The following is a 14,849-nucleotide window of genomic DNA, read 5'->3' as shown; positions in this document are numbered from 1 at the left end:
ACTTGGCTGACTTTTTCTTCAGAGCCAACCGCTCTCAATCGTCACCCACAGGGTGGGCATCCTAAACTACATCAACTGCTGCCCATTCTCGAGCAAGTCTTGGGTCAAGAACTAGGGCTGCCCAGGGTAAGATTGGTACCGTTGAAGAGTTCGTGCAGTTGTTTTCAGAAGTTAAAGATATGCTGGTGGATGGCACTGAGCGTCTCATCTCGTGCCCAAAGGATAAGCCGCACCTCAAGGGCAATGGCTCAGGTAAAAAGAAACGACATACGAAGAAGAGTCTGGTAGTCAGCGGTGGGCAAAAGGTGCTGATGGCGAGCGTGACAGCAGTGGAGAAGCGGCACGACTACCGGATGTCTAAGCACGCAGGCTTAAAGGATTATCTTGCTGGTGAGGGTTACCTGTGGGTGAATTTGGGCCTTCAATAAATGTGTGATGACTATCCCCAGTGGGAGGGGTAATTTCCCACAAGAAGCGGCGAGGGAACAGCTTAGTCAAGAGCAAAAGAGAGTCAACTGAATCATTAAGGGGAGAGCCTTTAACGAACGTGCCTTGAATGGCATCAATCAGTTGAGGCTATGACAGAGGTGTACCAGAATTGGCGAGAGGGTGTTGAGAACCAGTTAATGTTGTCTACCTATATCACCTGAAGTTGCAAGGAGATCATTTGAACCAACGCAACTCAGGGACCCTCTCAGCAATCACCTACTATTTCGCGATTTCTCTAATAAATTAGAAATTAATCTAAGTGATTCTGCATTAGAGAAGTTGCGAAATAACAGAGAATTACTAAGGGGGTATCCAAATCTCATTGGCTCAAATTGCTCTATCCTGCAAACTTCAAGTGATAGTTCCACAAGCCACAGGCAAGCAACATGAATTGGTCCTCAACACCCTCTCGTCGATGCCGGTATACCTCGCTCACGGCTCTTAAACGCTTGATGCCACTTAACACATGCTCAACAAAGATTCGCCCTTGAGCAATGATACGATTGATTCTCTTCTGTTCTTTACTCAACTGTTCCCCGCGTCGCTTCTTATGAGGAATGACCACTTGTAACTGGGGGTAGTCATCACCTATTCCTTGAAAGCCTAGGTCCACCCACAGGTAACCCTCACCGGCAAAGAAATCCCCTAAGCCTGACTACTTAAACATCTGGTAGTCGTGCCGCTTCCCGGCTTCTGTTGCGCTCAGCATCAGCACCTTTTGCCCATCACTGACGACTAGATTCTTTTTCGTATGTCGTTTCTTTTTGCCTGAATAGTTAGCTTTCTGTCGGTCCTGGTTCTTCGGGCGCTGGATGGGACGTTCTGTGCCATCTACCAGCACATCTTTGACTTCTGGAAACAACTGCACGAACTCCTCAACGCTACTAATATTGCGCTTAGGCAGCACTAGTTCTCGGCCCAGGGCTTGCTCAAGGATGGGCAGCAGTTGGTGCAGCCAGCGATGGCATTGAGAATGGTTGACGCCGAAGAAAAAGCTAGCCAAATCAAAGGTAGGATAGCACTTGAGGTAGAACAGGCTGAAGAAGAGTTTGCCACTGGCCTCGGCGAGGGTGTGCTTGCGTCCTGCTCCTGGTGCTCGTTGGCGCTGCCGGTGAAGGGAGGGATTGGCTGTTTGCAGGCAGTCCTCGAAACTAGGGAGCAAGTGTTGGAACTCAGTAGGAGAGAGCCCAGTGAGGGCTTTCATCAAACGGTTGGAGGACAGGCTCTAGCGATATCGATCATGGGGTTGGCGCACCCCAACACGACTCTTAAAAATCACTTTAAAAATCACTTTACTCTCCTCCTCCTATTTCGCAACAGGTCTATTTTGCTTTCAACTTTCCCCAAAGCTATACCTTTTGATAAAATTATCTTTAATTCTTCTGGGTCTATGCCCGCATCTATCGCCTGTTCTTCCGCTTGCTGTAAGTCAGCTAAAATTTTAGTTCGCCACCATGTTAATTGCTCAAAACTATAACCATTGAAATTATCTGGATACATACGAAGAATGTTGATGGTAGGTACTCATTCTGTACTTACCATCAATAGGATAATTATCCGGAAAAAAAAGAAAGGCTTCAATCTTGCTTGTTGGGAGATTCAAAACATCCTGGCAAAGAGGTGAAAATACTTAAATCAAGTTTTTGATTTTCCGCTAGTCTCTAATTTGTTAGACCTCCCACTTCGCTCCATATCTCTTTCTTCTATTCGCTGTTTTTCTCAAAAAGATCCGCCCACTTGGTACGGGGTTTGGCTTTGGAACATGATTGTAAATTGTGTTCTGTAGACTGACTTATGCTTTAAACTCGAGGGACTATGAAACATCTCCAAAATACTCCCTAGTAGGAACAATTATGACTACGAGTGGACGAATCTCTACAGGCTTGCCAAAATAAGATGATAGCCAGTGATAAAGGTATTTGCAAATGCCTTGCGCAGTCATCCTAACCTCTCTTCCTGATGAGTACCATGCTGTTTGTACTCATTTGATACATCTTGCAGAGGAAACGCATCCGCAAGGTACGGTCTATGAATCGGGGCAATTTTCTGCAAACGGAAAAACTTGGAAGGTCGTGGTCGCCCAAGTCAATTTAGAAAATTCTGATGCAGCGATGGAGACAGAACGGGCAATTGCACATTGGCGGCCCAACGTAGTTCTGTCAGTCGGGGTAGCGGCTGGATTGAAGGATGTTACTGCGGCAGATGTTGTCGCTGCGATCAAGGTCTATAGTTATGAGACTGGTAAGGTAACAGCATCTGGCTTTTTACCGACACCGAAACTAGAGCTGGCAAGTTATGTGCTGGAACAGCGTGCGAAAGCAGAAGCGAAGCGAGAGGATTGGTTAGAGCGCATCCAGAGGGAAAAGCCAAACTGGGTACCAAAAGTTTTTGTCGGAGCGATCGCGGCAGGTGAGAAGGAGATTACTTCCAATCAATCTGCAGTCTATCAGCTTTTACAAGCGAACCACGGAGATGCTTTGGCGGTAGATGTCACAGGGTATGGTGTCCTAAAGGCAGTCCATGCCAATGCTGACACTAATGCTCTAATTATTCGAGGCATCACCCATGTGATCGGCCAGGATGCCGCTACCGGCCCTACCACAGCAAGCATAGTTGCAGCTCAACACGCAAGTGCCTTTGCCTTTGCAATTTTGGCAAAATTAGAAGCTGGTTCTCTTCTCAGTTCAAGTTCGGCTAAATACACCAAACTCAAACAGAATGTGGCAGATGCATCAAAAGGGTTGCTGAGTTGGCAGCATACACTCAGTAACAAGCAGCAAATCAAACGTTCTGAATTGGACGAGTTGCTGAACCGTATCAAAGTGGAAGAATCATCTACAACGATCGTTCTAGGTGTTCCTGGATCGGGTAAGTCAGCATTGATGGCAACCTTAGGAAATGAGCTAGTCATACAAGGCTATTCAGTTTTGGCAATTAAAGCTGACCAGTTAAACGGAGCCATCAATACCATTGAGGATTTACAGTTTGACTTGCATCTTGAGTTACCTCCCAGTGATACCGTTCATGCAATTGCTAGCAAAGAGAAAATTGTTGTTCTGATCGATCAGTTAGACGCTGTTTCTGAGCTACTTGATCGTAAATCCCAACGGTTGAACCTACTTCTGTCTCTAACTCAGAGGTTGTCTGGAAGTAAAAACGTTCATATTATTGCTACCTGTCGGGAATTTGAATTTCGCTACGGTTCTCAATTTGCTCGACTGGCAGAAATCAAGCAATTGTTCTTGAGCCTTCCTGCCTGGGAAACTATTTCCCCAATACTGGAAGCAGCGGGACATCAACCTGCAAGTATGGGAGAGACCCTCCGAGAGCTATTACAGAATCCACTGCACCTGAATGTTTTTCTTGATGTTGCCCAACTAGGAGACATTTTTACATCCTCTCAGAGGCTATTAGACCGCCTGTGGGAGGAACGGGTGAAGAAGCACCCAGAAGCTGAAAAGTGTGTGGCATTTCTAGAAAGGCTTGCTGACCGCATGACTAAAGAAGAAGTCCTGTGGGTACCAAATGCGATTGCTGACGCATCTCCAGAAATCTGCCGAGCGTTGGAGCATGCTGGTCTACTAATGACCAATCCAGAAAATGGCAACATCGGATTTCGTCACCAAACTTACTATGACCATACCCTTGCCCGTGCCTTTGCTAGTGGTTCACAATCCCTGACAGATCTTGTTCTAGAGCGACAGGATGGTCTATTCATTCGACCTACTTTATTAAGAGGTCTGAACTATTTACGTGGCACAGCTACTCAACAGTATCAGAAGGAATTAACCACTCTGCTGCAAACCTCACAGCAGCAGATAAGGCATCACATTCGCAGTCTACTGATTGAGTTTGTGGGAGCGCAATCTAGTCCTAATTTGGTTGAAGCTAGGCTACTTATTCCTCTACTCAACTCAGAAGTAGAAGGAATCAAAGTTTTGGATGCCACGACCGGGAGTTCTGGCTGGTTCAAACGTTTGCGCGATCGCCCTGAATTTACCCAATGGTTAGAGAAACCAGTGGAGCAGGCGATGTACTGTTCTCCATTTCTGGCAGCAGCGGCAAATTCCGCGCCAGAGGATATCTGGAACCTGTTGGAAGAGTATTGGTTGGATGATAAGACATACGATTTCCTGATCATCCGAGTCATTTGGGATATTGGGCAATGGACTTCTGAAAGAGTTCGGCTAATACAGCAGGTGGTTCAACGTTCTAACGTTGATTGGCATAGTGTTGCTGCGATTGCTGAAAGGATAGCTGAGGTTTTACCTAATCAGGCTGCGAGAGTTATCCGTGGTCACTTGGATTGCTTATTAACACAGGCAACCGAGGCTAGTAAGATGATGCCCCCAGTCTTGCCGTCAGATGTCGATGAAGTCCAACGCACAGTTCATGCTTATCGACATGCTCCATTGAGTCCATTGAAAGCCCTACTTGAAAACGAAAGCAATTTTTACGAAATTGAGAAAATTGCCGAAGTACATCCGCAAAGCTTTTTGGAGTTAATGTGGCCCTGGTTCACAGATCTCATTCAGCACATTCTATACGATACAAACTCTGATATGCTCAGTTATCGCTGGGATCAAGTGGGTGGTTTCGAGTTTTCTAGAAGCAAAATTATTCAGTCTTTGCTCACAGCTATCACTAAGTTAGCGAAACAGGATAAGTCTACCTTTTTAAACTTTGTTGAGCAAAATGAAAATTCAGACCTATTAATTGTTCATCAGTTAGTAGCATGTGGGCTCGAGGTAGTCGCTTCAGAGGAAGCTACAAGGATTTCGAACTATCTGTTGGCGGATCCGAGGCGATTCAGTTTGGGTAGCCAGATGGGTAGCGGTCGCCATAGAGAAACAGAGAAACTGATTGCAGCTATCTTTCCTCACCTCCAACCAAAGGATAGAGAGCAACTTGAGCAGACAATTCAGGAGTTTACCTACTGGCAGATCCAGGGTGACAGGGATGTGGACATTCGTCGTAGATATCGCACATACAACCGAGAACATCGATTGTCTCTCCTACAAGCTATTCCTGAGGAATATTTGAGCCCCCAGGCAAGGCGGTTGAAAGAGGAAGAGGAACGCGCACTCCCTTGGTTTAATCTGAATGAGAGTAGCGGTATAACAATTGCTCAAAACGTTGGACCCCGCATGACTAGCAATGAGATGAGCCATGCATCAGATCAACATTTGTTAAGTCTTTTCAATGAGTTATCTGACGAAACAGAATGGAACCATCCCCAACGTCAGTGGTTTGATGACCGTTCACGTGCAGGTGGAGCAATCCAACAGTCTCGCGAATTTGGCGAGTTGGTAAAGAATGACCCATCACGGTTTATTCGTATCCTTCCACAATTGGAGCCTCAACGGCATGAAAGTTACGTGGGCGACGCTCTAGAAGACTTGGCTGGAACTGATTTTCCAGCAATTGATTTAATTCATATCATTGAGGGGCTTGATCAGCAAGGTTTCGTTTCAGAGAACTTTCGCTCTGAAGCCGCCCATGCTCTGGAAAAGATTGCTAAGCGACATCAAGGCTTACCACAATCCTCTTTATCGCTGCTTGAAGGCTGGTTGCCAAACTATTCTCAACCAGAGTTAGACCACTACAGAAGTAAAGAGCAGCAAAGCTCTGACCTAAGGTCACCCATCCTCTTTGGTATTCGCGGTTCACACATCCTTCCGGGTGGTAGAGGTAATATCGTGCGGGCAATCGCTGAGGGGTACCTCAAGCAAAGCCCTCCGAATTTGGAAGGCTGGGCAAAGTTTATCAAATCGCACATAGGTGTGGAACCTCATCCAGCAGTTTGGTGCGATATATTAACACGGATGCCACCACTCCTGAATGGCAATCGCACTGAGGCAACTAAGCTCTTTAACCAAGTTATTCAAAATTGCCCGGAAGTTCTTCAATATCCCTGGGCACTTTATTTTATCTCACGCACGATCGGCTGGTTCGAACCTAAAGAAGCGGCACAAGGCTGGCTGGAGATACTCTGGTCTAATAACTCCAACTTCTCCCATCAAGCATATGGAGAATTATTGCTAATCCACTACCTTCAGTATCAGGATGAATGGTCAATTCAGAGGATTCATTCTCACCTTGCTGCTCAGGACAATGAATCAGTTCTTTGCGGTCTTGCTCATGCAGCAAGTCATCTATGGTCTCAACGAAGATGTCGGGCGATTGCGGCAAAAATTCTTTACACTCTTGCCTCTTCCTCCGCCACATCTGTTCAATATGCTGTGGCAAAAGTCTTTCATTGCAGCCGTGATCACTTTGAGTTAGACAGCGGAATGTTGAAGGTCCTTGGAGCAGTCTGCAAAAATCAGAGCGTGCTCTTGGAATCTGCCAGAGATTTGACCGAAATTCTTGAAGCAGAAGAACTGATTGATAACTATCCTGAAGTTGTAGCCGAAGTCTGCAAAAGTTTAATTGATCTAGGTGCAGAACTTAAAAATCCATCACGATCTACTGCATTTATAGCGGAAAGCCTAACCACAATCGCCATTAAGCTGCATCGCCAACCCGTATGCCGTGAGCTTGGTCTTCAGATGTTTGAACAGCTACTTGCTTTGAATCTTAGAGAGACACGCTCTGCGTTGGAAATGCTCGATCGAACGCCAACTCGATTGGGCTGTTATGTGGCTCCCAGAAGGTTGCGTAGACAGGCCATCATATAACAACACTAACGTAAAAATAAAGTTACTTGGCATCAGCTGTCCCACTTATGCTCGCTCGTGGGACAGCCAACCACTGCAATTATTCAGAGTAGATTGAACATACGCCAAGCGCACAAGTCGTAGATTCTAGAACTTGTAATCTCCTTAGCAGCCAAGACTTCTCTATTATCATACGGAAACTTTAAAGACAAAGGAAACGAATCAACTCAGGAATCAAACTATTTTTGCCGTTCTCGCTCATGGCCTAAGAGCTAGTGAAGTCCGTGACTTGAACGTGGTGACTTTGATGGGGTACACCTGTAGATCCGCAAAGCCAAGGACGAGAGCATTTGAATCGATACTTGGAGTCGCAGCGCGGAGTGGAGGGGTCTTTGCAGTCGCAAAGCCCTGACTCAGCGACCAACAGCCAGGGGCAACGAGTGACGTACCGAGCTGTCTACCAACCACCTGTGTTTGTCCAGTTGCAGAAAGCGTCAGGTCTGGGGGATGGACCCCGCACCGATTGCGGCATACCTTTGCAACAGAGCTGCTGCGGGGGATGGAATCGGAACATGCGATGGCTTTAACTCGGCACCCTTCGAGGGCAACCTTCCAGCGTTATGCCAAGCGAGCGAGAGCGGCAGAACGAGCGTTCTATGAGGTTATGGGAGAGGAGCCGTAGAAATAACTGCATCTTATTGGATGAGCAATAGATGGAGCAGTGGCGGTGGCCTTGAAGGTAGACTTTGATGCAGAAGTGCGGGCTCTGGTTGCAGAGGTGGAGGAGTAAGAATGACCAATGGCAACGGTAACGGCAACGGCTCTCAAGCCGAACAGATCTGGTTTATTCTCAACGAGCTGGCAGTGTCCCAGACGCGCACTGAGCAACGCTTGGATCAGGTTCTGGTTGGTCTGGAAGCGCTGAGGCAAACCGCAGAGGCGAACACCACACAGATCACCGAACTGCGAACCACGGCTGAGGCAAACACCCTGCAAATTACTGAACTTCGCTCTATAGCTGAGGCAAACACCTTGCAGATTACTGAACTTCGCTCTACGGCTGAGGCGCAGCGGGAGAGCATTGAGGCGCATGAGCGCCGATTGGAGCGACTAGAGGCGTAGGGAGAGTAGAGCTGAACTGGGCAGTAAATTCGCTCGCTGCTCCCAGTAGCCCCCGTCGTGAGGTGATTAGAACGCCTTTTGTTGATTTCCAAACTCAGCAGTTGCTGCTGGCAATGGTGGGGGGTAGCCACAGTACCGCACAGCGTTTGCTCCAGGCTGCGCAGCACAAGTATCTAGGGCAGACAGAGCAGTGGGTGTTTGAGCGGGTGATTGCAGACCTAGAACGCGACCGGCGCTAGCTTGAGACGAATAGAATCTGCAGAAGTGCTCGGAGAGTAGCGTTCCCTTAGCGGATGTGATAGCAAGGTGCCAAGCCTGGAGATTTTTCTGGACTGGGAGCATTTTGTGACGACCTTAGACGCTCAAGCCCGAAGTGTTGGGACTGACGTTTTTATCTCTTATTCGCGCCGGGATAAAGCGTTTGTGGAGAAGCTCCATGCAGCGCTAAGGAACTGTGAGCGAGATACCTGGGTGGACTGGGACAGTATCCCACTTACAGCAGACTGGCGGAAGGCGATTGAGGCGGGAATTGAAGCGGCTAATACCTTTGTGTTTGTTATTAGCCCGGACTCGGTAGCCTCAGAAATTTGCACCTGGGAGATCGATCACTCGGTTAGACACAATAAGCGCTTAGTACCGATTGTGCGGAGGGAGGGGTTTGATCCGCAGCAGCTCCATCCTGAGCTATCCAAGCACAACTGGCTGTATTTCCAGGAGCAGGATGACTTTGACCGTGCCTTCCAAGCACTGATTCAAGCTATTGATACTGACTTAGTTCATGTGCGGGCGCATACTCGCTTGTTGGTGCGGGCGCTGGAGTGGGACGGCAAGGGACGCAATGACAGCTTTTTGCTGCGGGGAAGTGACTTAGCAGAGGCGGAGCAGTGGCTAAATCAGGCAAGCCAGAAGGAGCCCCAGCCCACAGAGCAGCAGCAGAACTACATCAGCAAAAGCCGAGAGGCTGAGGACGCCAATCAGCGCTTGGCGAAGACTGCGCAGAAATCAGGGCGGATGATTCGCTTCGGATCAGTAGTGCTGGGGGTGACGCTCACAATAGCCGCAGTAGTTGGGGTGATGACCGTTTGGGCATTTCGCACTCTGGAAGAAGCTCGAATAGTTACAAGGCTAGAACGGGAGGGCGTAGCTGCACTTCAGCAATTCCAGTTTCAGCAGTCGGAAGCCTTGCTAGCAGCGATGAGAGCTGGGCAAGCCCTGAAAGAGCTGGGCAAGAATAGGTCACTTGAACAATATTCAACAGCCACTCCGCTATTGGCGCTGCAGACCATCCTTAATGACATTCAGGAACACCAACTCAAGGGGCATCAGGGCCCTGTCTACAGTGCCAGCTTCAGTCCCGATGGACAGACCATTCTCACTGCTTCTGCTGACAACACGGCCCGCCTCTGGGACCGCTCCGGTAAACAGCTCGCTGAGCTTAAGGGGCATCAGGGCTGGGTCACCAGTGCCAGCTTCAGTCCCGATGGACAGACCATTCTCACCGCTTCTCGTGACAAGACGGCCCACCTCTGGGACCGCTCCGGCAAGCAGCTCGCTGAGCTCAAGGGGCATCAGGACGCTGTCTGGAGTGCCAGCTTCAGTTCCGATGGACAGACCATTCTCACCGCTTCTTATGACAACACGGCCCGCCTCTGGGACCGCTCCGGCAAGCAGCTCGCTGAGCTCAAGGGGCATCAGAGCGCTGTCACTAGTGCCAGCTTCAGTCCCGATGGACAGACCATTCTCACCGCTTCTTATGACAACACGGCCCGCCTCTGGGACCGCTCCGGCGAGCAGCTCGCTGAGCTTAAGGGGCATCAGAGCGCTGTCACTAGTGCCAGCTTCAGTCCCGATGGACAGACTATTCTCACCGCTTCTGATGATGGTACTGCCCGCCTCTGGGACCGCTCGGGCAAGCAGCTCGCTGAGCTCAAGGGGCATCAGGGCACTGTCACTAGTGCCAGCTTCAGTCCCGATGGACAGACCATTCTCACCGCTTCTGGGGATAACACGGCCCGCCTCTGGGACCGCTCCGGCAAGCAGCTCGCTGAGCTTAAGGGGCATCAGGACACTGTCTGGAGTGCCAGCTTCAGTCCCGATGGACAGACTATTCTCACCGCTTCTGCTGATGGCACTGCACGTGTGTGGCCTTTTGACAATTTGGATAAGCTGCTAGCGCGGGGCTGCCAATGGCTTGAGGGTTACTTGATTTCCAATCCTCAAGAGTTGGCAACACTAAGAGTTTGTCAAACACAGGCTAATCTGCTGGAGGCCGCACCATTTCTGGTGAAGGAAGCTGAAACACAAGCAAAAGCAGGCGATGTCAAGGGCGCAGTTGGTACCCTCCGGAGAGCTATGACGTGGGATCCCAGCTTGACTTTTAATCTAGAAGCAGAAGCACGACAATTGGCAGCCCCAGCCATACTTGAGAAGGGAAAAAAACTTGTTGAAGGTGGAAGTATCGAAGAGGCTCTAGCAGCCTACACAGAGGCACGGAAACTAGACCCCACACTCAAAATCTCTGCCCAGGATTGGGACAGCCTTTGTTGGTTTGGCAGCTTGTCTGGACATGCGGCTGAAGTCTTAGACGCTTGCGAAAAAGCAGTGGCTCCTGACCCTAAGGATGGCGAGATTCGGAACAGCCGTGGCCTAGCCAGAGCACTAACTGGCAATACTCAGGGAGCAATTGAAGACTTCCAGGCATTTATTGCCTGGACTGACAATCAAGAACGAAAGGCACGACGACAGCGCTGGATCGCTGCCCTAGAGGCAGGTAAGAACCCTTTTACCAAGCAGGAACTGGAGAGTCTACGCAACCAGTAGCCAGCTCAGAACTTACAGCTGATGTGTTTTACAAAAGGCAATGGTTGGGCAGTTAGGAAGTCATACGCGACAACATCGACTCGATTTAACTCCCTAACTGCTTGGCCCCTAAATACCCTCTGAAGCTGGTGCAACTAATCGAGGATCCCTTTAGGAGATCTATATTCCCTAAGAACTATTGCCCAACTGGTGAGGGAGAACTACATCTAAGTTGGTGATAGGTTCTGGACGATCGCTCAATTGCTTTAGATGAGCAGAGGCATTACTAACTTGCATTACTCCCGAGTGACAGGCTTGCTTGACTGGTTGGGCTAACCGGTCTACCACCAGCTTTACTGAGGGGAGAAGCTTACGCTGTTCTGTTTGAGAAGTTGCTTCAGCTTGCCGTAATCCACTGGTTGAGTGATTTACTTCATACATATCAGGGGGTGGATCAGAAGCTGTTGGAATTAGTGCAGGGCAGAGAGCGGTCTGGGCAGCTCGCTCCCCCTGGAGCGCAAGGTCATCCTGTTGCTGCCACTGCGCGAAGATGGCTGCCCTACCATCGCTTGGGGGCTGGTACTGGTAGACGCGTAATCCCCCTCGTCGTCCGTCATCTGCTACATCTCGACCGATACAAGCTAACTTAATCCCCAGTCTGCTCAGCAGCGCTTGGACGACCTCGATCGGTTTCATCTTCTCAGTGATCGTTAACCCGAAGAGAGTTTTAATATCCCTGCTGAACTGCATGCAGTAGCGAGCCAACTGCTGCACATCAGGGTCTATTGCTCTTACCTCACGAGTGGGATCCAGCAAGGATAGGAGGCTCAGGCCTCGTAACGCTTCCACCTGTGCTGTCAGTAGCCGCACATCTTGTAGCGCCACTTTGCCTGTGCCGCGATCGATATGACCCTGCCATTCCTTGCGGTCACGGAACCTGACAAACGCTGGGTCGTGCGTCAGGTAGTAGTGCAAGCGCAGCTTTGGATACCAGCCCTCATCGTCTTTAAGTTTCAGTTCTGGAGTGATAGCAGTTGGGTAGCGGCGTTGCAGTTCATGCTTGCGCTCGACATGCCGCTCCTCTAACGTCTTGGCTCGCTGGTCTTTCAGGGTTTCATATTCAGTCGCAGTGATATCTGGGGCACTAGCAACGGCAATCGCCTCCTGCTGTTTGTTTTGATCGCGGACTGCCACAATATGGGTCTTGACCTGTTCACATATGATTGGGTCATGTTGCCGGCCCAAATACTCGTAGCCTGGAAATTGCAGTATCCCCTGCTTCAAGTCTTGCAATAGCGCCTGGGTAATCACTTCCTTACCCAACAGGTCTGAGAGTTCTGTACACAAAGCTAGGAAATCTGAGGTGAGGATTTGGGTCAAGTCAGCTGTGACGATCGCCACTTGATGCCCTTCGGTTTCTAAGCCCCGGCGCAGTTCCTCCCGATAGTTCCACATGGAGGTGTTGACCCGGGCTGCCATCCTCGCCCAGGTGCGCAGGGTAATGGGATCGCTCTGAGCATCCAGGTCAAAGTCCACTTCCTTCAGCAGAGCAATGTTGTACTTGATGCCTTTGGCTGTGGAGATAGCAACATCTTGATAATGGCAGCTGCCATTACCGATTTTGCCAGGACCAAAAGGGGCTGCCCAGACAAAGCGGGGGACGGGTTCTCGCACTCGTGCTAATGCCTGACGTGATTCTGCATCAGGAGTAGCGCCCTGAAAGATGCCGAAGACGGCTTGAGAATGACCTCGCACATCAATGCTGATGCCAGGACAATGTCATAGTTCTGAATGACGGCATTGATGCGTTCGACAATGCCATAAGCTAGGTGCTAAGGAGCACTGACTCTACTAGCCTTGCGATCGCCCTTCATAACCAGTGGCGCTCCGGGTCTCAGTCTAGGTATGTGGGCACTAGCAGAATAGACAGATGCAGAATTCGTGAAGGACAGAATAGCGACGATGACTGGCAATGGCTTCGACCAAAGCAGTGAACCAGAAAACCTGCTTCAGGCACTCAACCGCCTCAATCGCACTCTAGAAGTTGCTGTGGACTTATTGGGACGGCAGGAAGAGCATCTGACGATGACCCGACTTGAAGTAGGAGAGTACCGGGAGCAAGTGGAAGCTCGCTATACAGCTTTGGACCAGCGCATGGTGCGGATTGAAGGGCAGATTGAACGAGTAGCAGACACAGCTCAGCAGCAGGCTCAGACTACAGACCGGTTGGTCAGTATCGTTGAGCGCTTGCTAGGAAGTCATCTGCCCTCGTCTCCTGAAACACCACCCTCTGTTTAGATTCACTAGCTCTGAACCCGATTAGTAACTTCCTGTGACTAAAGCCTTGCCTCCCATCCACCTGATTACTCTCGATGGGGGCACTCCTTCGACTTCAGAGGGTGTTGAGCAAAACTATCCCTCAGATCTGCACTGTCTGCGAGTGGAGGAGTTCTTCTCTGCTCGCTCGCCCCAAATTCTCGCAAAGCTTACCAGCGGGAACTGCAGCGCTTTCTGGATTGGACGGACCGTTCCTGGAAGGACATCACCCCTCGTCAACTGGTCCAGTTCAAGGAGCATCTCAAGGCTCAAGGTCTAGCCCCAACCTCCGTCAACCGAGCCCTAGCTGCGGTCAAAAGCTTCTTCAGCTGGCTCGATAAAGCTTATCCTCACGCGCTTGAGTTCAATCCTGCTCCTGCTGTGGCGATGGAAAAAGTTCCAGAGCCGGAAGCCCGCGACCTCCTGCCCGCCAAAGTGCAAACGCTCCAGCAAGCCCTGAAGACGAAGAAGACAAATCAATTCAGGGACCAAGCCATCTTCGCTGGTCTCGCTCATGGGCTAAGAGCCAGTGAGGTCTGTGACTTGAACGTGGGGGATTTCGACGGGGTGCGGGTGCACATCCGCAAAGCCAAGGACGACAGCACCGGGACAGTTCCCCTGATGCAAGAGGGGCGAGAGCAGTTGAGCCGGTACCTGGAGTCGCAGCGCAGCAGGGAGGGTTCTTAGCAGCCGCAGAGCCTTTTGTCTCTGACCCAGGGGCCAAACAGCCAAGGGCAGCGAGGGGATGGAATCGGAGCATGCGATGGCTTTGACTCAGCACGTTCGAGGGCAACCTTCCAGCGTTATGGCAAGCGAGCGAGGACAGCGGCGGCAGAGCGGGCATTTTAGGTCATGAATGAGCCATTGCCATAGGAGGAACAAGCAGACCTTGCTAAGCAAGCAGTGGGGAGAGCTGAACTATTGCCGTCCACACAAAATTCTGACAGGCTTGGGCCTGTCAATCTAGATTGTGTCCAATGAGTGCCAAAGTTCAACAGGAAGACACCCCCAAACCTAACAGCAAGGCGATTGGTGGAGCTTCTAGCATCGAGCTGGCATCGTCTCCTCGGAGGTTCTACATCGCTAGACAAATTGGCCAAAAGCGCTGGTGCCCAATCGGAAGGAGGCAATGGCTCCTCATCACTTTGTGCAAGGTCATATTCACCGAGGCTCAGAGGCTACATCATTCTTTTTCTCCTCGATTAGCTCATCCTGTCACTCTTAATTCTCACTAATACAATTCAATTTGAAGGCTTGCAACCGGCTTTAGGTTTGTCATAGGATTGGAAAAAGCATTCATGAATGACTTATTATCGTCCTGTACTACTGAGATATAGGTCTTCCTATTACCGGTGCTTCCAAAGAGAAGCAGAAGTCTTGGTAAAATCTGAGGCTAAAACTAAGAAGCAAGCTACGCTAATATCAGCAGGCTGAACCGTTCAATCAACTGACGCATTGCTGGAG

The 14,849-nt window shown here is 49.9% G+C and carries 10 protein-coding genes and 2 pseudogenes; 9 read left to right on the top strand and 3 right to left on the bottom strand.

What is annotated here, in order from left to right:
- The first annotated feature begins 158 nt into the window (after window positions 1-158).
- The gene (locus H6F94_RS08890) at window positions 159-428 is read left to right on the top strand and encodes a hypothetical protein (RefSeq protein WP_190801882.1); all 270 of its coding nucleotides are present in this window, start codon (window positions 159-161) and stop codon (window positions 426-428) included.
- A 398-nt stretch (window positions 429-826) separates the two neighbouring features.
- On the opposite strand, the pseudogene H6F94_RS32200 reads toward H6F94_RS08890, so the two are convergent.
- Together H6F94_RS32200 and H6F94_RS08875 are read right to left on the bottom strand one after the other, a co-directional pair.
- Window positions 827-1,693: pseudogene (locus H6F94_RS32200) on the bottom strand (transposase family protein).
- 83 nt (window positions 1,694-1,776) lie between these two features.
- Entirely contained in the window at window positions 1,777-1,989 is a 213-nt protein-coding gene (locus tag H6F94_RS08875; protein WP_190801879.1) for a hypothetical protein, read from the bottom strand.
- A gap of 425 nt (window positions 1,990-2,414) precedes the next feature.
- On the opposite strand from H6F94_RS08875, the gene H6F94_RS08870 reads away from it, so the two are divergent.
- The 5 genes from H6F94_RS08870 to H6F94_RS08855 all read left to right on the top strand — a co-directional run bounded on the left by H6F94_RS08870 (window position 2,415) and on the right by H6F94_RS08855 (window position 11,090).
- A complete protein-coding gene (locus H6F94_RS08870) occupies window positions 2,415-7,169 on the top strand; it encodes a phosphorylase family protein (protein ID WP_190801878.1) in 4,755 nt (1,584 codons plus the stop codon).
- 538 nt (window positions 7,170-7,707) lie between these two features.
- Window positions 7,708-7,830 carry a hypothetical protein gene (locus H6F94_RS32900; RefSeq protein WP_277878033.1) on the top strand — a complete coding sequence of 41 codons (123 nt, stop codon included), beginning with the start codon at window positions 7,708-7,710 and terminating at the stop codon, window positions 7,828-7,830.
- A 110-nt stretch (window positions 7,831-7,940) separates the two neighbouring features.
- Entirely contained in the window at window positions 7,941-8,270 is a 330-nt protein-coding gene (locus H6F94_RS08865) for a hypothetical protein (RefSeq protein WP_190801877.1), read from the top strand.
- A gap of 62 nt (window positions 8,271-8,332) precedes the next feature.
- Window positions 8,333-8,509: a hypothetical protein gene (locus H6F94_RS08860; protein ID WP_190801876.1), complete on the top strand. Its 177-nt coding sequence runs from the start codon at window positions 8,333-8,335 to the stop codon at window positions 8,507-8,509.
- 106 nt (window positions 8,510-8,615) lie between these two features.
- Entirely contained in the window at window positions 8,616-11,090 is a 2,475-nt protein-coding gene (locus tag H6F94_RS08855; protein ID WP_190801875.1) for a TIR domain-containing protein, read from the top strand.
- Between the two features lie 168 nt (window positions 11,091-11,258).
- Here H6F94_RS08855 and H6F94_RS08850 read toward each other — a convergent pair whose 3' ends face one another.
- Complete coding sequence (locus H6F94_RS08850; protein ID WP_190801874.1) at window positions 11,259-12,824, bottom strand: hypothetical protein; 1,566 nt, start codon at window positions 12,822-12,824, stop codon at window positions 11,259-11,261.
- 186 nt (window positions 12,825-13,010) lie between these two features.
- On the opposite strand from H6F94_RS08850, the gene H6F94_RS08845 reads away from it, so the two are divergent.
- The 3 genes and pseudogenes from H6F94_RS08845 (at window position 13,011) to H6F94_RS08835 (ending at window position 14,072) form a co-directional block, all read left to right on the top strand.
- Window positions 13,011-13,367: a hypothetical protein gene (locus H6F94_RS08845; protein WP_190801873.1), complete on the top strand. Its 357-nt coding sequence runs from the start codon at window positions 13,011-13,013 to the stop codon at window positions 13,365-13,367.
- 132 nt (window positions 13,368-13,499) lie between these two features.
- Window positions 13,500-13,709, top strand: a pseudogene (locus H6F94_RS33550) (site-specific integrase); the annotation flags it as partial.
- A gap of 63 nt (window positions 13,710-13,772) precedes the next feature.
- Complete coding sequence (locus H6F94_RS08835) at window positions 13,773-14,072, top strand: tyrosine-type recombinase/integrase (RefSeq protein WP_190801872.1); 300 nt, start codon at window positions 13,773-13,775, stop codon at window positions 14,070-14,072.
- Window positions 14,073-14,849 lie beyond the last annotated feature (777 nt).

The sequence above is a fragment of the Leptolyngbya sp. FACHB-261 genome (genome assembly GCF_014696065.1).
In the GTDB taxonomy this organism is placed as follows: Bacteria; Cyanobacteriota; Cyanobacteriia; order FACHB-261; family FACHB-261; genus FACHB-261.
The sequence above is the reverse complement of the archived record's forward strand: the minus strand, read 5'-3'. Positions and strand labels throughout refer to the sequence as shown.